Origin of the sequence: Streptococcus sanguinis, from assembly GCF_019928825.1 — a bacterium.
GTDB lineage: Bacteria > Bacillota > Bacilli > Lactobacillales > Streptococcaceae > Streptococcus > Streptococcus sanguinis_L.
In genome coordinates, this window is record NZ_JAHZOP010000002.1 from 60,688 (window position 1) to 82,599 (window position 21,912).

General features: G+C 43.5%; 17 protein-coding genes. 16 read left to right on the forward strand and 1 reads right to left on the reverse strand.

What is annotated here, in order from left to right:
* The first annotated feature begins 3 nt into the window (after positions 1–3).
* The 4 genes from K1J09_RS03900 (at position 4) to K1J09_RS03915 (ending at position 5,738) form a co-directional block, all read left to right on the forward strand.
* Positions 4–1,305: a PTS sugar transporter subunit IIC gene (locus tag K1J09_RS03900; RefSeq protein ID WP_125336327.1), complete on the forward strand. Its 1,302-nt coding sequence runs from the start codon at positions 4–6 to the stop codon at positions 1,303–1,305.
* Positions 1,306–1,473: 168 nt separating this feature from the next.
* Positions 1,474–3,915, forward strand: a complete 2,442-nt coding sequence (locus K1J09_RS03905; protein WP_124764430.1) for a glycyl radical protein — start codon at positions 1,474–1,476, stop codon at positions 3,913–3,915.
* A 14-nt stretch (positions 3,916–3,929) separates the two neighbouring features.
* The gene (locus tag K1J09_RS03910; protein WP_223322925.1) at positions 3,930–4,598 is read left to right on the forward strand and encodes a fructose-6-phosphate aldolase; all 669 of its coding nucleotides are present in this window, start codon (positions 3,930–3,932) and stop codon (positions 4,596–4,598) included.
* Positions 4,599–4,643: 45 nt separating this feature from the next.
* Entirely contained in the window at positions 4,644–5,738 is a 1,095-nt protein-coding gene (locus K1J09_RS03915) for a glycerol dehydrogenase (RefSeq protein ID WP_002914442.1), read from the forward strand.
* Positions 5,739–5,805: 67 nt separating this feature from the next.
* Here K1J09_RS03915 and K1J09_RS03920 read toward each other — a convergent pair whose 3' ends face one another.
* Positions 5,806–6,369 (reverse strand): methyltransferase family protein, encoded by a 564-nt coding sequence (locus K1J09_RS03920; RefSeq protein WP_004193558.1) that lies wholly within the window; start codon positions 6,367–6,369, stop codon positions 5,806–5,808.
* A gap of 164 nt (positions 6,370–6,533) precedes the next feature.
* On the opposite strand from K1J09_RS03920, the gene leuS reads away from it, so the two are divergent.
* The 12 genes from leuS (at position 6,534) to K1J09_RS03980 (ending at position 21,895) form a co-directional block, all read left to right on the forward strand.
* A complete protein-coding gene (leuS, locus tag K1J09_RS03925; protein WP_223322927.1) occupies positions 6,534–9,035 on the forward strand; it encodes a leucine--tRNA ligase in 2,502 nt (833 codons plus the stop codon).
* Between the two features lie 180 nt (positions 9,036–9,215).
* Positions 9,216–9,905 carry a VIT1/CCC1 transporter family protein gene (locus K1J09_RS03930; RefSeq protein ID WP_223322929.1) on the forward strand — a complete coding sequence of 230 codons (690 nt, stop codon included), beginning with the start codon at positions 9,216–9,218 and terminating at the stop codon, positions 9,903–9,905.
* Between the two features lie 244 nt (positions 9,906–10,149).
* Positions 10,150–11,346, forward strand: coding sequence for a phosphoglycerate kinase (locus K1J09_RS03935; RefSeq protein WP_223322930.1), 1,197 nt, complete (start codon positions 10,150–10,152; stop codon positions 11,344–11,346).
* Between the two features lie 317 nt (positions 11,347–11,663).
* Complete coding sequence (locus K1J09_RS03940; protein ID WP_270619107.1) at positions 11,664–16,229, forward strand: antigen I/II family LPXTG-anchored adhesin; 4,566 nt, start codon at positions 11,664–11,666, stop codon at positions 16,227–16,229.
* A 172-nt stretch (positions 16,230–16,401) separates the two neighbouring features.
* Positions 16,402–17,067 (forward strand): COG3942 and LysM peptidoglycan-binding domain-containing protein, encoded by a 666-nt coding sequence (locus K1J09_RS03945; RefSeq protein ID WP_004188880.1) that lies wholly within the window; start codon positions 16,402–16,404, stop codon positions 17,065–17,067.
* A 177-nt stretch (positions 17,068–17,244) separates the two neighbouring features.
* Positions 17,245–17,769, forward strand: coding sequence for an FUSC family protein (locus K1J09_RS03950; RefSeq protein WP_002898470.1), 525 nt, complete (start codon positions 17,245–17,247; stop codon positions 17,767–17,769).
* An 80-nt stretch (positions 17,770–17,849) separates the two neighbouring features.
* Entirely contained in the window at positions 17,850–18,215 is a 366-nt protein-coding gene (locus tag K1J09_RS03955) for a MerR family transcriptional regulator (protein WP_002898467.1), read from the forward strand.
* 31 nt (positions 18,216–18,246) lie between these two features.
* On the forward strand, positions 18,247–19,593 hold the full coding sequence (glnA, locus tag K1J09_RS03960; protein ID WP_002896640.1) for a type I glutamate--ammonia ligase: 1,347 nt from the start codon (positions 18,247–18,249) through the stop codon (positions 19,591–19,593).
* A 54-nt stretch (positions 19,594–19,647) separates the two neighbouring features.
* Entirely contained in the window at positions 19,648–20,067 is a 420-nt protein-coding gene (locus K1J09_RS03965; protein WP_223322933.1) for a GNAT family N-acetyltransferase, read from the forward strand.
* Between the two features lie 89 nt (positions 20,068–20,156).
* Positions 20,157–20,576 (forward strand): VOC family protein, encoded by a 420-nt coding sequence (locus tag K1J09_RS03970; RefSeq protein ID WP_223322935.1) that lies wholly within the window; start codon positions 20,157–20,159, stop codon positions 20,574–20,576.
* Entirely contained in the window at positions 20,569–21,156 is a 588-nt protein-coding gene (locus K1J09_RS03975) for a TetR/AcrR family transcriptional regulator (protein ID WP_223322937.1), read from the forward strand. Before K1J09_RS03970 ends, K1J09_RS03975 begins: the two co-directional genes overlap by 8 nt.
* Positions 21,140–21,895 (forward strand): DNA alkylation repair protein, encoded by a 756-nt coding sequence (locus K1J09_RS03980; RefSeq protein WP_223322939.1) that lies wholly within the window; start codon positions 21,140–21,142, stop codon positions 21,893–21,895. Before K1J09_RS03975 ends, K1J09_RS03980 begins: the two co-directional genes overlap by 17 nt.
* Positions 21,896–21,912: the final 17 nt, after the last annotated feature.

The following is a 21,912-nucleotide window of genomic DNA, read 5'->3' on the forward strand; positions in this document are numbered from 1 at the left end:
GTTATGTCTAAAGTGGATACTCAAAAAATCATTGCGCCGATTATGAAGTTTGTCAATATGCGCGGGATTATCGCCTTAAAAGACGGTATGTTGGCAATTTTGCCTCTTACAGTTGTGGGAAGTCTATTCTTGATTGTAGGGCAATTACCTTTTGAAGGTTTAAATCAAGCCATTGCTAGTGTGTTTGGGGCTGACTGGACAGAACCGTTTATGCAGGTTTATTCAGGAACCTTTGCCATTATGGGGCTGATTTCTTGTTTTTCAATTGGTTATTCTTATGCCAAGAACAGCGGTGTAGAGCCTCTGCCGGCAGGAGTGCTGTCTCTTTCTTCCTTCTTTATCCTTTTGAAATCCTCTTATATACCAGAAAAGGGTGAGGCGATTGCAGATGCGATTGCCAAGGTCTGGTTTGGCGGTCAAGGAATCATTGGGGCCATTCTCATTGGTCTGGCAGTTGGCAGTATCTATACGATTTTCATTCAAAAGCATATTGTCATCAAAATGCCAGAGCAGGTTCCGCAAGCGATTGCCAAGCAGTTTGAAGCCATGATTCCAGCTTTCGTTATTTTCTTGCTGTCGATGCTGGTTTATATTATTGCCAAGATAGCGACTGGTGGCGGTACCTTTATTGAGATGATTTACGATGTCATTCAGGTGCCTCTGCAAGGTCTGACGGGCTCTCTGTATGGAGCTATCGGTATTGCTTTCTTCATTTCTTTTCTGTGGTGGTTTGGTGTTCATGGGCAATCCGTTGTCAATGGCGTCGTAACAGCCTTGTTGCTGTCAAATCTGGATACTAATAAGGCCCTGCTTGCTGCAGATAAGCTGTCTGTCAGCCAAGGTGCCCATATTGTGACCCAGCAATTTTTGGATAGTTTTCTTATCTTATCGGGATCCGGTATCACTTTTGGAGTGGTCGTAGCCATGCTCTTTGCTGCCAAGTCCAAACAGTATAAGGCTCTGGGGAAAGTTGCTGCTTTCCCGGCAATCTTTAATGTCAATGAGCCAGTTGTCTTTGGCTTTCCGATTGTGATGAATCCGGTCATGTTCCTGCCCTTTGTTTTGGTTCCGGTTCTGGCTGCTTTGATTGTCTACATGGCGATTGCAGTCGGCTTTATGCAGCCATTCGCAGGTGTGACTTTGCCTTGGAGTACACCGGCTATCATTTCTGGATTTATGGTCGCTGGCTGGCAAGGGGCAGTCATTCAAATTGTCATCTTAGCCATGTCCGCCTTTGTCTATTTCCCATTTGTGAAGTTTCAGGATAAGATTGCCTACAATAACGAGTTGAAAAATGAAGAATAATCTGATTTTGATGGATAAAAACACAAAAGTTTCTTGGCTCAGATGGCACAAATGTGCAAAAAATCTTTAATTCAGTAATCGCCTATAAATGATTGAATTCTAGGATTTTGCATGTTACAATAGTTACGAAAGAAATAAATTAAATTTCATAAGAAAGGTCGTAGCCAAATGATCCAAGTAAAAGAAGTAGAAAGAACAACAATAAAAACAGACTATTTTGGCAGCTTAACAGAGCGGATGGATAAGTATCGGGAAGATGTTTTAAATAAAAAGCCCTATATTGATGCAGAGCGCGCTGTCTTAGCTACCAAGGCTTATGATAAGCATAAGGAAAAACCAAATGTGTTGAAGCGTGCTTACATGCTCAAAGAGATTTTGGAAAATATGACGCTTTATATCGAAGATGAAACGATGATCGTCGGCAATCAGGCTTCATCTAATAAAGACGCGCCTATCTTCCCAGAGTATACTTTAGAGTTTGTACTCAATGAACTAGATCTTTTTGAGAAGCGGGACGGAGACGTCTTCTACATCACAGAGGAAACCAAAGAGCAGCTCCGCAGTATTGCTCCTTTCTGGGAAAACAATAACCTCCGTGCGAGAGCTGGAGCTTTACTTCCAGAGGAAGTTCAGGTTTATATGGAAACTGGCTTCTTTGGCATGGAAGGAAAGATGAACTCTGGGGATGCCCACTTGGCGGTCAACTATCAAAAACTCTTGGCCTATGGACTGAAAGGTTTTGAAGAAAAAGCTCGCGCAGCTAAGGAAGCCTTGGATTTGACCGATCCGGCTAGTATTGACAAATACCACTTCTATGATTCCATTTTCATCGTAGTAGATGCTGTGAAAGCTTATGCGGAGCGTTTTGTGGCCTTGGCCAATCAGCTTGCTGAAAAAGCAGAGCCTAAGCGCCGTCAGGAGCTCTTAGAAATCGCTAGAATCTGTTCTAAAGTTCCGTACGAGCCAGCATCAACCTTTGCTGAAGCTGTTCAGTCTGTTTGGTTTATCCAGTGTATCCTTCAGATTGAGTCCAACGGACATTCACTCTCTTATGGACGCTTTGACCAGTACATGTATCCTTATGTCAAGGCAGATTTGGAAGCTGGACGTGAGACAGAGGCTAGTATTGTGGAACGCTTAACCAATCTCTGGATTAAGACGATTACCATTAATAAAGTGCGCAGTCAGGCCCACACATTCTCATCTGCAGGCAGTCCCCTTTATCAAAATGTGACAATCGGGGGCCAAACGAGAGATAAGAGAGATGCAGTCAACCCACTTTCCTACCTTGTCTTGAAATCTGTAGCTCAAACTCATCTTCCTCAGCCGAATCTGACCGTTCGTTATCATGCAGGCTTAGATGCTCGCTTTATGAATGAGTGTATCGAAGTCATGAAGCTTGGCTTCGGTATGCCGGCCTTCAATAATGATGAAATCATCATTCCGTCCTTTATTGCTAAAGGAGTTTTGGAAGAAGACGCATACGACTACAGTGCTATAGGCTGTGTGGAAACTGCTGTGCCTGGTAAATGGGGCTACCGTTGTACAGGTATGAGCTACATGAACTTCCCTAAGGTGCTCCTTATCACTATGAACGATGGGATTGATCCAGCATCTGGCAAGCGCTTTGCGCCAAGTTTCGGTCACTTTAAAGATATGAAGAGCTTTGCTGAGCTGCAAACGGCTTGGGACAAGACCTTGCGCCACTTGACCCGCATGAGTGTCATCGTGGAAAATTCTATCGACCTATCTCTTGAAAGAGAAGTGCCGGATATCCTCTGCTCAGCTTTGACAGATGACTGTATCGGACGCGGCAAGCATTTGAAAGAGGGCGGAGCTGTCTATGACTATATTTCCGGTCTTCAAGTCGGTATTGCCAATCTATCAGACTCACTGGCGGCTATCAAGAAGCTGGTCTTTGAGGAAGGCAGGCTGACTCCAGCTGAACTCTGGCATGCACTTGAAACGGACTATGCAGGTGAGCGTGGTAAAGAAATTCAAGAAATGCTGATTCATGATGCACCGAAATATGGTAATGATGATGATTACGCAGATAAGCTAGTGACAGATGCTTATGATATTTATGTGGATGAAATCGCTAAATATCCAAATACCCGTTATGGCCGTGGTCCAATTGGCGGTATCCGATACTCTGGAACATCTTCTATTTCAGCCAATGTAGGTCAAGGTCGCGGTACTTTGGCGACACCAGATGGCCGCAATGCCGGAACACCACTCGCTGAAGGTTGCTCTCCATCCCACAATATGGACAAGAACGGCCCAACCTCCGTATTGAAATCTGTTTCCAAATTACCGACAGACGAAATCGTAGGTGGCGTTCTGCTCAATCAAAAAGTCAATCCTCAGACCCTGTCTAAGGAAGAAGATAAAGTGAAACTTATTGCCTTGCTTCGTACATTCTTTAACCGTCTGCATGGCTATCATATCCAATACAATGTCGTTTCTCGGGAAACATTGATTGATGCTCAGAAGCATCCTGAAAAACACCGCGATTTGATTGTTCGCGTTGCAGGCTACTCTGCTTTCTTCAATGTGCTTTCCAAGGCGACGCAAGATGATATTATTGGACGTACGGAGCACACATTGTAAAAGAGGTCCAATTTATGGAATTCATGCTTGATACCTTAAATTTAGAGGAGATAAAAAAATGGTCGGAAGTCCTCCCCTTGGCGGGAGTGACTTCTAATCCGACCATCGCAAAAAAAGAAGGAAAAATAGACTTCTTCGAACGGATTCGCGCTGTTCGGGAAATCATAGGAGAAGGTCCATCTATCCATGTGCAGGTTGTTGCCAAGGATTATGAGGGAATCTTGAAAGATGCTACTGAAATTCGAAAAAAATGCGGCGATGCTGTCTACATTAAAGTTCCGGTCACACCGGCTGGGCTGGCAGCTATCAAAACTCTCAAAGCAGAGGGCTACAAGATTACAGCGACAGCCATTTATACAACCTTTCAAGGGCTATTAGCCATTGAAGCGGGGGCTGACTATCTTGCTCCTTACTATAACCGCATGGAAAATCTCAATATTGATTCAGATGCTGTCATCAGCCAGCTGGCTCAGGCGATTGAGCGGGATCATTCCGCCAGCAAAATATTGGCAGCTTCCTTTAAGAATGTTGGACAAATCAATCGTGCTTTTGCTGATGGGGCTCAAGCCATTACAGCTGGACCAGATATCTTTGCAGCAGCCTTTGCCATGCCGTCTATCGCTAAGGCAGTAGATGACTTTGCTACTGACTGGTCAGCAATTCACAATCAGGAATACATTTAAAAGGTATATATAATGCTCTATCTATAAAAAAGAAAGAGGTGTTCTATGAGAATTTTTGCAAGCCCGTCTCGTTATATTCAGGGAGAAAATGCCCTGTTTGAAAATGCAAAACAGATTCTTCAGTTAGGAAGCCATCCAGTCTTGCTTTGTGATGATGTGGTTTACCAGATTGTTGGGGAGAAGTTCCATGACTATCTTACTCGTTATGGTTTTCATGTGCTGCATGTCGCTTTTAACGGAGAAGCTTCTGACGCTGAAATAGAACGGGTCGTTGCTCTGGCTGAAAAAGACGGAGCAGACTTAGTTATTGGTCTAGGCGGTGGGAAAACGATTGACAGTGCGAAGGCGATTGCAGACATACTAGGACGTCCTGTGGTCATTGCGCCAACCATTGCCTCTACAGATGCCCCAACTTCAGCACTTTCTGTTATCTATACAGAAGATGGCGCCTTTGAAAAGTACATTTTCTATAGTAAAAACCCCGAACTAGTCTTGGTGGATACGAAAGTGATTGCTGGAGCGCCAAAACGACTTCTGGCTTCTGGGATTGCAGATGGTTTAGCGACTTGGGTAGAGGCGCGTGCCGTCCAGCAAAAAAATGGCACTACCATGCTGGGACAAAGACAGAGCTTAGCTGGTGTAGCAATTGCGAAGAAGTGTGAAGAAACCCTGTTTGCAGATGGCCTGCAGGCTATTGCAGCCTGTGAAGCAAAAGTCGTGACCCCAGCTCTGGAAAATATCATTGAAGCTAATACCCTTCTCAGTGGCGTCGGCTTTGAGAGCGGCGGTTTAGCAGCAGCCCATGCTATCCACAACGGCTTTACAGCTCTTACAGGCGATATTCATCACTTGACCCACGGCGAAAAAGTAGCCTATGGAACCTTGACCCAGCTCTTCTTAGAAAACCGTTCTAAAGAAGAATTGGAAAAATATATTCGCTTCTATCAAAAGATTGGTATGCCGACAACTCTGAAAGAAATGCATTTAGAAAATGCCAGCTATGAAGATTTGCTCAAAGTTGGTCAGCAAGCGACGATTGAGGGCGAAACCATCCATCAGATGCCATTTGAGATCTCAGCTTCTGACATTGCAGGTGCCATCCTAGCGGTTGACCAATATGTCAGGGATTTGGATAAATAAAAGCAAAATATAAAACAAGCCACCTTCCAACCGCAGGGTTGACAGCGTGGCTTGTTTTTTGGTGAGATTACCAGATGTAAGGAAAAACTCGGTATCTAACCTTTTGGCAATAAGCTTCGTAATTTTTCCCAAAGTGATTGCCTAAAGCTTTTTCTTCTACTCTAAGTCGAATGCTATATCCTAACACGAGTAAAATAAGACTGATAATGATTGTAAGAGGATTTAATGAGGTAATCGATAGGCCAAGGATAGACAAGATACTGCCAGTATAGGCAGGATTTCTTACAATAGAATAAGGGCCATGGTCTACTAATTGTTGACTATCGGTTGTTTGAACGGCCAGTGTGAAGTTTTTTCCGAGATAATTGACTGCATAGACCCGCAATGCGAACCCTGCTAGAGAGATGAGGATTCCAAGATAGATAGTGAGGCTGGGTAAGTGGGGGACAAAGTCGAGAAATTGTCCGTTTATCAAAAATAAGCAGCTGATAACACTGCCGATAATGATGTAGCGGCTCCCTTTATCTGCAGAGTCGTTTACATTGTTTGACTTAGTTTTATTTTTAATCCACATTTCTGTGCTAATAAAAATAACAAAGAAAATATAAGTGAAAATAGTTTGTAAATTCATGATTATTCCTCCGGTCAGAATTATACAACTTTTAATTTTAGAGGTCAATCAGAGATTAACTCTTTAGAAGTGAGTTATAGTTTTTGTCAGTGAAAACTGGATTCCATCTTTCAAAATCCCTTGAAAATGGTATAATAGAAACAGTACAAAAAATGGAGAAAAGAATGGCTTATTATAATCACAAAGAAATCGAACCCAAGTGGCAGAAATATTGGGCAGAGCACCATACATTTAAGACAGGTACGGACAAGGACAAGCCTAACTTTTATGCGCTGGACATGTTTCCTTATCCATCAGGAGCGGGACTCCATGTAGGGCATCCGGAGGGCTACACAGCGACAGATATCCTCAGCCGCTACAAGCGGGCTCGGGGCTATAATGTCCTGCATCCTATGGGCTGGGATGCCTTTGGTCTGCCGGCTGAGCAATACGCTATGGATACAGGCAATGACCCAGCTGACTTTACAGCAGAAAATATTGCCAATTTTAAGCGTCAAATCAATGCTCTAGGATTTTCGTATGACTGGGACCGAGAAATCAATACAACTGACCCTAACTACTACAAGTGGACCCAGTGGATTTTCACCAAGCTTTACGAAAAAGGCCTGGCTTATGAAGCTGAAGTGCCAGTAAACTGGGTTGAAGAGCTGGGAACGGCTATCGCCAATGAGGAAGTCCTGCCAGACGGCACATCTGAGCGCGGTGGTTATCCAGTTGTGCGCAAACCTATGCGTCAGTGGATGCTGAAAATCACGGCCTATGCAGAACGTTTGCTCAATGACTTGGAGGAGCTGGACTGGCCTGAGTCTATCAAGGATATGCAGCGCAACTGGATTGGTAAGTCAACAGGTGCCAATGTAACCTTCAAGATTAAGGACACAGACAAGGACTTCACTGTCTTTACGACTCGTCCGGACACCCTTTTTGGAGCGACCTATGCTGTTTTGGCTCCAGAGCATGCTCTCGTTGATGCCATTACAAGTGCAGAACAAGCCCAAGCAGTTGCAGACTACAAACACGCAGCCAGCCTCAAATCCGACCTAGCTCGGACTGATTTGGCTAAGGAGAAGACCGGTGTCTGGACAGGAGCTTATGCCATTAATCCTGTCAATGGCAAGGAAATCCCCATCTGGATTGCCGACTATGTGCTTGCAAGCTACGGAACAGGAGCCATCATGGCTGTTCCTGCCCACGATGAGCGCGACTGGGAGTTTGCTAAGCAGTTTGATTTAGAGATTATTCCTGTTTTAGAGGGGGGCAATGTTGCTGAAGCTGCTTACACAGAAGACGGTCCGCATATTAACTCTGGCTTCCTAGATGGCTTGGACAAGGCTGCCGCTATCGAAAAGATGGTTGCTTGGCTGGAAGCAGAAGGTGTCGGAAATGAAAAAGTCACCTATCGTCTGCGCGACTGGCTCTTTAGCCGTCAGCGTTACTGGGGTGAGCCGATTCCAATCATTCATTGGGAAGATGGTACTTCAACATCTGTCCCTGAAAATGAACTGCCACTTGTTCTGCCTGTAACCAAGGATATCCGCCCTTCTGGTACCGGTGAAAGCCCTCTGGCCAATCTGACTGATTGGCTGGAAGTGACTCGGGAAGATGGTGTCAAAGGACGCCGCGAAACCAACACCATGCCTCAATGGGCTGGTTCCAGCTGGTATTACCTGCGTTACATTGACCCGCACAACAATGAGAAATTAGCAGACGAAGACTTGCTCAAGGCTTGGCTTCCAGTTGATATTTACATCGGAGGTGCGGAGCACGCCGTGCTCCATCTTCTCTACGCTCGCTTCTGGCACAAGTTCCTTTATGATATCGGAGTGGTTCCGACCAAAGAGCCTTTCCAAAAACTCTTTAACCAAGGGATGATTCTGGGGACTAGCTACCGTGATAGTCGCGGTGCTCTAGTGGCGACAGACAAGGTGGAAAAACGCGATGGTTCTTTCTTCAATATCGAAACTGCAGAAGAACTGGAGCAAGCGCCTGCTAAGATGTCTAAGTCTCTGAAGAATGTAGTCAACCCAGACGATGTAGTGGAGCAATATGGTGCCGATACGCTTCGTGTCTATGAAATGTTCATGGGGCCGCTGGATGCATCTATCGCTTGGAGCGAAGAAGGGTTAGAAGGCAGCCGTAAGTTCCTTGATCGGGTTTATCGTCTCCTTAACTCTAAGGAGCTGGTCACTGAAAATAGCGGAGCTTTGGACAAGGTCTACCATGAAACGGTCAAGTCTGTCACAGAGCAGATTGAGGAGCTCAAGTTTAACACAGCCATTGCCCAGCTCATGATCTTTGTCAATGCAGCCAACAAGGAAGAAAAGCTCTATGTCGAATATGCCAAAGGCTTTATCCAATTGCTGGCGCCTTTTGCACCGCACTTGGCTGAAGAACTCTGGCAGGCAGTCGCTCAAACTGGCGAGAGCATTTCCTATGTAACTTGGCCAACTTATGACGAAAGCAAACTGGTCGAAGCAGAGGTCGAAATCGTAGTTCAGATCAAGGGTAAAGTCCGTGTTAAGCTAGTCGTAGCTAAGGACCTGAGCCGTGAGGAACTGCAGGAAATCGCTCTGGCAGATGAGAAAATCAAATCCGAAATCGCCGGCAAAGAAATCGTCAAAGTCATTAGCGTGCCGAATAAACTAGTTAATATCGTGGTGAAATAATTAGTTTGTTACAGCATTATAGTGATGATAAAGAAAGGAGTCGTTTAAAACGGCTCTTTTTTCAATGCCTTTCTTTCTCTTAAATAGTAGAACTTTTCTAATTTTTCGATTTTCTCTTGTATTAGCTAGGCACTTTATTTATAATGATTATAAATAAAAAAGAAAGAGAAAAGTTTAACAGTGGAAGAACATAAAATTGATACGAACTTTAGTGGTCGGCTGAATATCTTGCGAGCTGGGGTTTTAGGAGCTAATGACGGCATTATTTCCATAGCAGGTGTGGTTATTGGGGTGGCTAGTGCGACGGACGATGTCTGGATTATCTTTCTGTCTGGTTTGGCGGCAGTCTTTGCGGGTGCCTTTTCTATGGCTGGTGGAGAGTATGTTTCTGTTTCTACCCAAAAGGATACAGAAGAAGCTGCTGTTGCCAGAGAGCGGGAGCTATTAGAAAAAAATCCAGATATCGCTAGGCAGTCTCTCTATGCTGCCTATGTTCAAAATGGCGAGTGTGAGACTTCTGCCCAACTCATGACCAACCGAGCTTTTCTCCAAAATCCGTTGGAAGCCTTAGTGGTGGAAAAGTATGGCATCGAGATTGAGGAGTTCACTAATCCCTGGCATGCTGCCGTATCAAGCTTTTTAGCCTTTGCTGTTGGTGCGCTTTTCCCTATGATTACCATTATCCTGCTTCCAGCCAGCGTCCGTATCTGGGCAACCGTTCTAATCGTGGCCTTGGCCCTTTTGGGAACAGGCTATACCAGCGCTAGATTGGGCAAAGCACCACTCAAAAATGCTATGATTCGCAACCTCGTAATCGGCCTTCTAACCATGGCAGTTACCTATGCTGTAGGGCAGGCTTTTGCCATATAAGAATAAGAAAAATTGAAGTCAGTGCTTTTACTGACTTTTTGAGTTGTCAAATCTAGAGAAAAATCCAGCTTTAACTATTGTCTGAATGAGTTTAGCGCCCTTTTTCCTATTTTCTAATTCCAAAGTTCGAGAGAAAGAAGTGCGTGGCACTTCTTTTTTGTGAAAATTTTCCTTATATCAAGAAAACTTTTGGGAAATATGATATAATAGTTGCGTATAAAATATGAAAAGGAGTTTTTGTAACATGGCAAAACTTACTGTTAAAGACGTTGATTTGAAAGGTAAAAAAGTCCTCGTTCGTGTAGACTTTAACGTACCATTGAAAGACGGAGTGATTACGAATGACAACCGTATCACTGCCGCTCTTCCAACTATTAAATACATTATTGAGCAAGGCGGTCGTGCAATTCTCTTCTCTCACCTTGGCCGTGTCAAAGAAGAAGCGGACAAAGAAGGTAAATCTCTTGCGCCAGTAGCTGCAGACTTGGCTGCTAAATTGGGTCAAGACGTTGTTTTCCCAGGTTTCACTCGTGGTGCTGAATTGGAAGCAGCTATCAATGCTCTTGAAGATGGACAAGTTCTTTTGGTTGAAAATACTCGTTTTGAAGATGTGGACGGCAAGAAAGAATCTAAAAACAATCCTGAACTTGGTAAATACTGGGCATCTCTTGGAGATGGTATCTTCGTAAATGATGCATTTGGTACAGCTCACCGCGCACACGCATCTAACGTAGGTATCTCAGGCAACGTTGAAAAAGCAGTTGCTGGCTTCCTTCTTGAAAACGAAATTGCCTATATCCAAGAAGCAGTTGAAACTCCAGAACGCCCATTCGTAGCTATCCTTGGTGGTTCAAAAGTTTCAGATAAGATCGGTGTTATCGAAAACTTGCTTGAAAAAGCTGATAAAGTTCTTATCGGTGGTGGTATGACTTACACATTCTACAAAGCACAAGGTATCGAAATCGGTAACTCACTTGTAGAAGAAGACAAATTGGATGTTGCAAAAGCTCTTCTTGAAAAAGCAAACGGTAAATTGATCTTGCCAGTTGACTCAAAAGAAGCAAACGCATTCGCTGACTACACTGAAGTAAAAGACACTGAAGGTGAAGCAGTAGACCTAGGTTTCCTTGGTTTGGATATCGGTCCAAAATCAATTGCTAAGTTTGACGAAGCCTTGACTGGTGCGAAAACAGTTGTATGGAACGGACCTATGGGTGTATTTGAAAACCCAGACTTCCAAGCTGGTACAATCGGTGTCATGGATGCTATCGTGAAACAACCTGGTGTGAAATCAATCATCGGTGGTGGTGACTCAGCTGCTGCAGCCATCAACCTTGGCCGTGCAGACAAGTTCTCATGGATTTCTACTGGTGGTGGTGCATCAATGGAACTCCTTGAAGGTAAAGTATTACCAGGACTTGCAGCACTGACTGAAAAATAAGCAGTAAGTTTGGAATCTTTGATTTTGTAGAGAACAAGTACAAAACTGTAATAAGGAAAGGCTAGCGAAAGCTGGTCTTTTTCTTGTATTTTCATTGTTCATTTGAAGGAAGATAGAGTAAAGAAGAATAAAAATAGACAATATGCAGAAAAGTGTATAAATTTGTTCCAAGGTAAATAAAAGGAGCAAAAAATGCTTGCAAAACGAGGCAAAACTTGTTAGGATTAAGATACATATATATTCTGATGCTTAAAGAGAGTTAAATTAAACTGGAACTTCTGACAGGAGGTTTCAATTGTTTTGGATTTTCTGAAGGCATGGGAAAACTGCAGACTGTAAAAGTTAGCAGGGGGAGGAGAAAAATGAAGAAAAAAGAAGTTTTTGGTTTGCGGAAAAATAAGGCTGTTAAAACTTTATGCGGTGCTGTTCTAGGTGCGGCTTTTTTAACGTCAACGATGCAAGTAAGAGCAGATGAAGTGGTATCTGATACCAATGGTTCTGTCAATACTGAAATGGTAGGTACTGGAAATGCAGCGACCAATCTGCCTCAAGCTCAAGGGCCAGCCAGTCAGGCATCTCAAGAGAGTCAGGCGCGAGCAGGTCAGGCAGATGGTGGTGTGACAGTGATTGTTCCAACAGCTGGTTTAGATGAAAGCGTCAAAAAGGCTCAAGAAGCTGGGCTGACAGTGGTCAAAGACCCAGCTGTTGACAAAGGAGTGGCCCAGACTGCTCAAGAAACCGCAGAAAAAAAGGCAGGGATTGCAGCAGATTATCAGGCACAAGCAGTAGAGATTGATGCCAAAGTCAAGGAGTACAAAGACAAAGTATCAGTCTATGAGGCGGAAGTGGCTCGGATTAAAGCAGAAAACAAAGCGACTGCCGACCAATACGCTAAAGATTTAGCTGCTCATCAGGCAGAAGTAGATCGAATCACAGCAGAAAATGCTCAGCTGAAAGCAGATTATGAAGCAGCACTGAGCAAGTACAAAACTGATTTAGCAGCGGTTCAAAAGACGAATGCGGATAATGCGGCAGCCTATCAAGCAGCTAAAGCGGCCTATGATGCAGAATTAGCTCGTGTTCAAAAACTAAATGCGGAAACAAAGGCTAATTATGATACGGCTCTGGCTGCTTATGCTAGTGAGCTGGACCGTGTTCAGAAGGCGAATGCGGCGGCTAAGGCCCGGTATGAAAAAGCTTTAGCGGATACTCAAGCTGCCAATGCTAAGATTGTTGCTGATAATGAAGCTATTAAACAGAGGAATGCGGCTGCAAAAGCGGCCTACGAGGCAGCACTTGCCCAATATCAAACAGATTTAGCAACTGTCCGAAAGACGAATGTGGATAATGAAGCGGCATATCAAGCGGCTCAGGCAAATTATCAGGCAGAATTGGCCCGTATCCAAAAGGAAAATCAAGATAAAAAAGCTCAATATGAAGCAGATTTAGCAGCTTATGAAGCGAAAAAGACTCAAATTGAAGCTGAAAATGCAGCAGCTCAAAAAGAATATGAGCAAAAGCTAGCAGAGAATCAAGCTAAGAATGCCACTATAGCAGCTGAAAATGAAGAAATCAAGAAGCGTAATGCTCAAGCCCAAGCAAACTATCAAGCTCAGCTAGCCCAGTATAATGCTGATTTGGCTGTCTATAACACAAAATTAGCCAAGTATCAGCAAGATAAGGCTAAATATGATGCTGAACAGGCCAAGATTAAGGCTGGTCTGGCTCTCGCAGAAACAAAGAAGACTGAAGACGGGCATTTGAGCCGTCCAATTGCGCAAAGTCTGGTTTTCAAATCAGAACCTAATGCTGATCTGTCACTGACTACAAATGGTGAGTTCGTCAGCTATGCTGGCATGGAAGCCGCTGTGAAGAACACTGCAGAGTTTTCTAAGAAATTCTTCCAGTTGGACAACTTCAAAGTAACAGATATTCAAAATGCTAACTATCAGACCAATCAGCAGGAAAGCTTTGGTACGGTTGGTAAGTATGCAGACTATAGTTCTAACGTAACAAGTGGTAAAGGGCCAACTGAATGGTCTTCTGTCTTGTTGCGTCGTGGTGAGTCTGCTACAGCAACCTATACAAATCTCCAGGGGACTTATTATCGAGGGAAAAAAGTTTCTAAAATTGTCTATACTTATACCCTTGATCCAAGCTCTCAATTCCGCAATGATAAGGCCTGGTTAGGTATTTTTAAAGACCCGACAATGGGAGTGTTTGCTTCAGCTTATACAGGAAATTTTGAAGATGCAACCTCTCTCTTTGTGAAGACGGAATTTGTCTTTTATGATGATAAAGGCCAACCGATTAATTTTGACCAGGCCTTGATGTCCGTGGCTTCCCTCAACCGTGAAGCTAACTCTATCGAAATGGCCAAAGATTATACCGGAACTTTCAACAAGATTTCGGGTTCATCTATTGGTGAAAAGAACGGCCAAATCTATGCGACCGAGTCTGAAAACTTCAAAAAAGGAGTTGGCGGATCTCGCTTTACCATGTATAAGAATGCTCAGCCGGACTCAGGCTGGGACACTACAGATGCTCCTAACTCATGGTATGGGGCAGGAGCGGTGGAAATTTCTGGTACAACCAACAGCATGACGATTGGAACGATTTCCTCTTCTGAAGTGTTAGGCCAGCCAGAAGCTACTGATCCACGTAGGGCTGACAAACTAGCTCCTAAGAAACCAAATATTTGGTTTGCGATTAATGGTGATGTTCGAGCGAATGATCTGCCAATCATCACAGTAGAAGAACCGGAAGCGCCCGTAGCTCCTACAGCTCCTGCAGTGCCAAGCGAAGAAGCGCTTAAGCCTTTGGATCCAGCTCCAACTACACCAACACCGAAGGCTCTTCCAACACCTCCGGCAGCACCGACTTATGAAAAAGATCCGACGCCACCGACGCGTACACCGGATACACCAGAGCCTAGTAAGCCATCTGAGCCAAGCTATGAAGTGGAAAAAACTGTTCGGCCAGCAGTGGTAGAACCGACCTATGAAAAGGAGCCAACACCTCCGGCAACACCGACTTATGAGAAGGAGCCGGAAGCGCCAACTCGTACACCAGATACACCGGAGCCTAATAAGCCGGTAGAACCAACTTATAGCCCGCTGCCAACCTCACCAGCAGAGCCTGTTTATCAAAAAGAGCCAGCAGCGCCCGTATCTCCGACTGTGCATTATCATTATCATCTCTTGCAATCTCAACCGCAGATTAATAAAGAGATTCAAAATGACCAAGGCACCAATATTGATAAGACTCTGGTGGCTAAGCAGTCCGTCGTTCAGTTTGCTCTAAAGACAGAAGCTCTTCCAGCTGGACGCAGTGAAACGACTTCATTTGTCATTGCTGATCCGTTGCCAAGTGGTTATGAAGTTGACTTAGAAGCAACAAAAGCTGCTAGTGCAGGTTTTGACGTCAGCTATGATAAGGCTAGTCACACAGTAACATTCAAGGCAACTGCCGCAACATTAGCTACTTATAACGCTGATAGGACCAAAGAAGTTGCTACGCTCTTTCCGACGGTAGTCGGCCGAGTTCTCAATGATGGCGCAACCTATACTAATAATTTCACCCTGACAGTCAATGATGCCTATGGTGTCCGTTCGAACGTAGTACGCGTGACCACTCCAGGCAAGCCTGATGATTCAGACAATCCAAGCAATAATTACATCAAGCCAACCAAGGTCAATAAAAACAAGGCAGGATTGGTGATTGATGGTAAGGAAGTCTTGGCTGGTTCGACCAATTACTACGAGCTGACTTGGGATTTGGATCAGTATAAGGGTGACAAGTCATCTAAGAGCACGATTCAAAAAGGTTTCTACTATGTAGATGACTATCCAGAAGAAGCACTTGAACTTCGTCCGGAATCAGTCAAGCTAGTAGATGCGGATGGCAAAGCTGTGGCAGGTGTGACAGTGACCCACTACGAAAGCCTTGAAACAGCCCCTGCAGCAGTTCGAGAGCTCCTTCAAAAGGCGAATATCACTGTTAAAGGTTCTTTCCAACTCTTTGCAGCAGACGATGCCCAAGCCTTTTATGACCAATATGTCGTAACAGGTAAGTCTTTAACGATAACAAGCCCTATGGCAGTCAAAGAAGGAATGGGTCACACAGGCGGCAAATTCGAGAACCGAGCTTATCAAATTGACTTTGGAAATGGTTATGCGACAGACGTAGTCGTGAACAATGTTCCTAAAATCAGTCCTGAAAAAGATATTACATTGAGTCTTGATCCAACAAGTGCAGAGAACTTGGATGGCAAGGAACTGACTTTGGGACGGCATTTTAACTATCGTCTCATCGGAGGCTTGATTCCTGCTAACCACTCTGAAGGTTTGACAGACTATAGCTTTATGGATGATTATGACCAACGAGGAGATGAGTACACGGGTGCTTACAAAACCTTTGCCAAAGTGGACATCACGCTCAAAGATGGTAAGGTGATAAAGGCTGGTACAGATTTGACTGAGTATACAGCTGCGAATGTTGATCTTGAGAAAGGCTTGATTTCTATTCGTTTCAAGGAAGAATTCTTAGAGACTATTTCTTTGGATTCAGCTTTTCAGGCTGAAACCTATCTACAGATGAAGCGGATTGCTGCGGGTACTTTTGAAAATACCTACATCAATACTGTCAACCACGTAGTCTATGCTTCAAATACAGTTACAACAGTCACTCCTAAGGCACAGCATCTGCTTGTTTCGGATATAAACGATCCAAGAAGAGCCAATCCAACTCCAGCAGCTAAAAAGATTCCTGTTTCTCTTCTGCCAGAAACGGGAGCCAAAGATACAGTCTATCTTCCATATCTAGGTTTAGCAGCCATTATCGGTGCTTTAGGTCTAGGAAAATTGAAAGGTAAAGAAGATTGATAATGGATGAGGCTAGGGAATCCCTAGCCTTTTTATCTTTAAAAATACTGCAAAATCTTATGTAGCAAAAGTCTAAATCATTTGTAACATGACAAAAACATAACTCTAAAAAAACTGACATGTAAATGAGGTATGATTTTTTTATCATCAAATTATACGGAGAAAAACAGTTATGAAAAAAACATTTGCTAAAGCGACTCTTGGTTTAACTTCCACAGCTTTTTTGGCGACAATCGGCGCTCAAGCTGTTCATGCAGATTCTTATGTTGTCCAGCAAGGGGACTCTTTTTTTGCCATTGCTAGTGCCAATGGAATGAATCCTTACGAACTTGCTGCCAATAATGGAAAGACAATTTTTGATACGATTAACCCAGGAGATGTGCTGCAAGTAAATGGTACAGCTTTGGCTCAGACTTACAATCCTTACAGCGCTCCAGCTTATGAAGCGACAAGTGATGCTGCTTTGGTATCTGATACTGAAGATGTTGTCTTAAATACGCCAACTGACTATGGCAATTCTTACCCAATCGGCCAATGTACCTGGGGCGTGAAAGAAATGGCTCCCTGGGCAAGCAACTGGTGGGGCAATGCTAATACTTGGGCAATTAATGCTGGTGCTCAGGGTTATGCAACAGGAAATGTTCCAGTACCAGGTGCTATTGCAGTTTGGGATGGTGGCGAATACGGACATGTTGCTTATGTGACAGATGTGCAAAGCGACAGCTCAATTCAAGTTCTAGAAGCGAACTACAATCGCCAAAAGCAAATTAACAACTATCGTGGCTACTTTAACCCAAATGAATTTATGGGTGGCGTTACCTACATTTATCCAAACTAAAGATAATAAAAATGCGGCTGGGACAGATAATGTCTCAGCTTTTAAATAGTCGATAGCTCTTGATGCGGTAGCTGATAGGGCTTTTTCTTTGTGTGGGAAAAGTCCTGAGCAGAAAGAGTTTTTTTGAGACGAAATATGTTAAAATGAAGAGAGGGAGGATTTCCTGGAAGGAGACTAATGAGTTATTTCAATAAGTACAAGTTTGATAAATCGAAATTTCGTCTGGGCATGCGTACCTTTAAAACCGGTCTGGCTGTTTTCATCATTCTACTGCTCTTTGGGCTTTTTGGTTGGAAAGGCCTGCAAATTGGTGCTTTAACGGCGGTCTTTAGTCTTCGTGAGGATTTTGATAAGAGTGTCCACTTCGGGACATCGCGAATCTTGGGAAACAGCATCGGTGGTTTTTACGCTCTGCTCTTTTTCATTGTCAATAGTGTCTTTAAGGAGCAGTATTGGGTCACCCTCCTTTTAGTGCCGGTCTGTACCATGCTGACAATTATGACCAATGTCGCTATGAACAACAAGGCGGGAGTCATTGGCGGAGTATCTGCTATGCTGATTATTACCCTGTCCATTCGGCCGGAAGATACCATCTTGTATGTCTTTGCCAGAATCTTTGAAACCTTTATGGGAGTCTTTGTTGCAATTCTGGTAAATTCTGATATAGATCGGCTGCGAACCATCTTTGAAAAGAAAAAATAAAATCCGTGTAAGAAAATCTGACATTATTTCTTGACATAAGATTTATTTCGTCCTATAATAGTGCGTAGAGAGGAATTTGAATGAAGGAAAAAGAGTTTCGCCGAAACATGGCAGTCTTTCCCATCGGCAGTGTTATGAAACTGACGGACCTATCTGCCCGTCAGATCCGTTATTATGAAGACCAGAATCTGATTACCCCTGCTCGAAATGAGGGCAATCGTCGGATGTATTCTTTGAATGATATGGACCGTCTTTTAGAAATTAAAGATTATATTTCGGAAGGTTATAATATCGCTGCAATTAAGAGGAAATATGCTGAGCGTGAAGCCAAGTCCCACAAGACCATTAGTGAAAAAGATGTCCGCCGTGCTCTGCATCATGACATCTTGCAGCAAGGCCGTTTTGCTTCTTCTCTACCAACTTTTGGTCAGATGCGTCGACCATAGCTATTTTGTTTGAATTACAAGGAGAAATTTAATGTCTATTACAGCAGCTGATATCCGTCGCGAAGTAAAAGAGAAAAATGTTACCTTTATTCGTCTTATGTTCTCTGATATTTTAGGGACTATGAAGAATGTGGAAATTCCTGCCACGGATGAACAGCTTGACAAGGTCTTATCCAATAAAGCCATGTTTGATGGTTCTTCCATCGAAGGTTTTGTCCGTATCAATGAATCAGATATGTATCTTTATCCTGATTTGGATACTTGGACAGTCTTTCCTTGGGGGGATGAAAACGGTAGTGTAGCGGGTCTGATTTGCGATGTTTACACGACTGATCATGTACCGTTCCTAGGGGATCCTCGCAGCAACCTCAAACGCGCTCTCAAGCATATGGAAGAACTGGGATTCAAGTCCTTTAACCTCGGACCAGAGCCAGAGTTCTTCCTCTTTAAGCTGGATGAAAATGGCGATCCGACGCTGGAAGTAAATGATAAGGGTGGCTATTTTGACTTGGCGCCGACTGACTTGGCAGACAATACTCGTCGAGAAATCGTCAATGTCCTGACCAAGATGGGCTTTGAAGTAGAAGCTAGTCACCATGAGGTAGCTGTCGGCCAGCACGAGATTGACTTTAAGTATGATGAAGTACTTCGGGCTTGTGATAAGATTCAGATTTTCAAGCTGGTCGTGAAAACTATTGCTCGTAAGCATGGTCTGTATGCAACCTTTATGGCTAAGCCTAAGTTTGGCATTGCGGGATCTGGTATGCACTGTAACATGTCCCTCTTTGATCAAGACGGCAATAATGCCTTCTTCGATCCAGAAGATCCAAAGGGTATGCAGCTGTCAGAAACAGCCTACCATTTCTTGGGTGGTTTGATTAACCATGCCTATAACTACACAGCTATCATGAATCCAACGGTTAACTCATACAAACGTCTGGTTCCTGGCTATGAAGCACCAGTTTATATCGCTTGGGCAGGACGCAATCGTTCACCGTTGGTGCGCGTGCCGGCTTCTCGTGGTATGGGTACTCGCTTGGAGTTGCGCTCCGTTGACCCGATGGCCAATCCATATATTGCTATGGCTGTTCTCTTGGAAGTTGGACTGCACGGTGTTGAAAATAAAATCGAAGCTCCAGCACCAATCGAAGAGAATATCTATATCATGACTCCAGAGGAGCGTAAGGAAGCAGGAATTACAGACCTGCCATCAACTCTTCACAATGCCTTGAAAGCCTTAACAGAAGATGAAGTTGTGAAAGCAGCACTTGGCGAGCATATCTATACAAGCTTCTTAGAAGCTAAGCGTATTGAGTGGGCTAGCTATGCAACCTTTGTCTCTCAATGGGAAGTGGATAATTATCTAGATTTATACTAAGCATAGAGCAGGAGGATTGGTATATCCCCTGCTTTTTCGTGGAGGAGGAGAAAGATGGAAAAATTTCATGATTTTATTAAGCGGGTTTTTGATGAGCAATATGAGGCTTGTTTTGGTTCAGGTATGCTTGAAAAACTTGAACCTCAAGATTATTATCTAAGGCGGGAGGAAGATGGCCAGTTAATTGCCTTGCTCCATGCCCAACAGGTGTTGGCAAACATTCATATCAAGGCTTTGGTGGTGGATAAAGAACATCAGAAAAAAGGTTTGGGAGCCAGTCTGCTGGCAGAATTAGAAGAAAAGGCTGCAGAAGTTGGAGCTACTAATATTACCTTGTCCACTAAATCTTATCAGGCCAGAGATTTTTACATCAAGCAAGGCTATGAAATCTATGCCAGTCTAACAGATGTCCCGCAAAAGGGCATTACCAAATATCATTTTATCAAGCGCTTAGACGGAGCCATTCTCAAATAGATGGAAGCCAATTTGGCTTCTGTTTTTTAATATTCATTTGCATACATTCGATATGTATGTTAAAATAAAACTTAAGAAAAGGAGAGTAAATGATTACCAGTTTATACCCCGTTTTAATGAGCGAAGATGTCCATCAAGCTGCACAATTTTTCATTGACTATTTCCAATTTCAGGAATCTTTCCGTTCAGATTGGTATATTGGTTTAAAGAATATCGAGAGTGGTTTTGAGCTTGCTTTTATTGATAGCAAGCATGGGACAGTGCCACAAGCCTACCAGTCTGAGACGAGTGGCTTAATCATCAATATCGAAGTTGACAATGTGGATTGTCTTTATGAAGAATTGCGTCAGCAAGAAGAAATGGAGTTCCTTCTTCCCATTAAGAGTGAAGATTTTGGTCAGCGCCATTTCATTGTGAAAGCGCCGGGTTCTGTTTTGGTTGATGTCATTCAAGTCATTCCACCTAGCGCTGAGTTTGCGGCAAATTATTTGGAGAGTGAAGATGAATAAAAAACAGCAGGCCTCCTTAGAGACAAGCAAGAAAATATTAGCTATCGCCCGGAAACATTTTTCTTTAAAGGGTTTTTCAGAAACTTCCTTGGAAGAAATTGTAGATGAGTTGGGAATGACAAGAGGTGCACTTTATCACCATTTCGGGAATAAGAAAACTTTATTTACCGCCGTACTGACACAAATTCAGTCCGAACTGGGGTCTTATGTAGAAAAAAGCGCCCTGGAAGCACACGATTCTTGGGAGCAGTTGGTGGAAGGCTGTGTGGCTTTTGTTCGTTTTGCAACCTTGACCGAAAATAAACGCATTCTCTTGCTTGATGGTCCCAATGTCGTTGAGTGGAAAGAGTGGCGTCGTCAGGACGAGGCTAATTCTTTCTTTCATTTGAGAGAGCAATTAGACATTTTATCTAAAGAAGGGAAACTTATCTCTATTGATCTGGATATGGCAGCTCATATGATTTCAGGTGCCTTGAATGAGTTGTCTCTTTTTATGGTTGAGAAAGAGGAAGAAGCAGAAGTCAGAGAAGCAGTGAGAAGTCTGTTAAGGGGATTTAAAAATCATGGCGAAAAAGGTTAAAGATTATTATGATTTGGTTTATGCGGAGGATTTGAGCCGTCGCTTGCAAACAGTAACAGATAAATTTGATGCTCAGCATTTTATGTCTCTAGTTGAAAGCGACTTAGAGGCTTTGGAATTTACTCAGCGTCAGGAGCTGCTGGCAAAGAGTATCAAAGGATGCTTACCGCTTTCTTATGCTGATTCTCTGAAGGTTTTTGAGCAGATACTTGGTCCGGAGTTAGAGGGTGGCTTGGGTATGTTTTCAGAAGGCTACTGGTTGTGGCCGATTGGCAAATATGTAGAACTTTACGGAAGTCAGGAATTCAATCTGAGTGCAGCCTTCAGTAAGGAATTAACCAAGCGATTTACTGGAGAATTTTCCATGCGCCCCTTACTGGCTAATTATCCTAAAGCTACGATAGATTTACTGCTAGAGTGGAGTAAAGACGAGAATATGCGCGTCCGCAGGTTAGCCAGCGAGTGTATGCGGATTCGTCTGCCTTGGGCTAAGAAGCAGACTGTTGTCTTAGATTATTTTGATGAATTTACCGCTATTTTAAGGAATCTAAAGGATGATAGGGATAAGTCAATCCAAAAAAGTGTCGCTAATAATCTGAATGATTTATATAAAGAAGCTCCTGAAAAGTTTGAGTGTATCATTCAAGCTTGGCAAAAGGAAGAATTGAGTCCGAGTTGCGCTTGGATTATCAAGCATGCTTCGCGAACAAAAAATAAAGCAGAAAATAAGCCTTGCTAAATCTAGCAAAGCTTATT

Excerpts from the sequence above, each read along its gene's own strand:
- K1J09_RS03900 (WP_125336327.1), top strand. The coding sequence starts at position 4 with ATGTCTAAAGTGGATACTCAAAAAATCATTGCGCCGATTATGAAGTTT.
- K1J09_RS03905 (WP_124764430.1), top strand. The coding sequence starts at position 1,474 with ATGATCCAAGTAAAAGAAGTAGAAAGAACAACAATAAAAACAGACTAT.
- K1J09_RS03910 (WP_223322925.1), top strand. The coding sequence starts at position 3,930 with ATGGAATTCATGCTTGATACCTTAAATTTAGAGGAGATAAAAAAATGG.
- K1J09_RS03915 (WP_002914442.1), top strand. The coding sequence starts at position 4,644 with ATGAGAATTTTTGCAAGCCCGTCTCGTTATATTCAGGGAGAAAATGCC.
- K1J09_RS03920 (WP_004193558.1), bottom strand. The coding sequence starts at position 6,369 with ATGAATTTACAAACTATTTTCACTTATATTTTCTTTGTTATTTTTATT.
- leuS (WP_223322927.1), top strand. The coding sequence starts at position 6,534 with ATGGCTTATTATAATCACAAAGAAATCGAACCCAAGTGGCAGAAATAT.
- K1J09_RS03935 (WP_223322930.1), top strand. The coding sequence starts at position 10,150 with ATGGCAAAACTTACTGTTAAAGACGTTGATTTGAAAGGTAAAAAAGTC.
- K1J09_RS03940 (WP_270619107.1), top strand. The coding sequence starts at position 11,664 with ATGGGAAAACTGCAGACTGTAAAAGTTAGCAGGGGGAGGAGAAAAATG.
- K1J09_RS03945 (WP_004188880.1), top strand. The coding sequence starts at position 16,402 with ATGAAAAAAACATTTGCTAAAGCGACTCTTGGTTTAACTTCCACAGCT.
- K1J09_RS03950 (WP_002898470.1), top strand. The coding sequence starts at position 17,245 with ATGAGTTATTTCAATAAGTACAAGTTTGATAAATCGAAATTTCGTCTG.
- K1J09_RS03955 (WP_002898467.1), top strand. The coding sequence starts at position 17,850 with ATGAAGGAAAAAGAGTTTCGCCGAAACATGGCAGTCTTTCCCATCGGC.
- glnA (WP_002896640.1), top strand. The coding sequence starts at position 18,247 with ATGTCTATTACAGCAGCTGATATCCGTCGCGAAGTAAAAGAGAAAAAT.
- K1J09_RS03965 (WP_223322933.1), top strand. The coding sequence starts at position 19,648 with ATGGAAAAATTTCATGATTTTATTAAGCGGGTTTTTGATGAGCAATAT.
- K1J09_RS03970 (WP_223322935.1), top strand. The coding sequence starts at position 20,157 with ATGATTACCAGTTTATACCCCGTTTTAATGAGCGAAGATGTCCATCAA.
- K1J09_RS03975 (WP_223322937.1), top strand. The coding sequence starts at position 20,569 with ATGAATAAAAAACAGCAGGCCTCCTTAGAGACAAGCAAGAAAATATTA.
- K1J09_RS03980 (WP_223322939.1), top strand. The coding sequence starts at position 21,140 with ATGGCGAAAAAGGTTAAAGATTATTATGATTTGGTTTATGCGGAGGAT.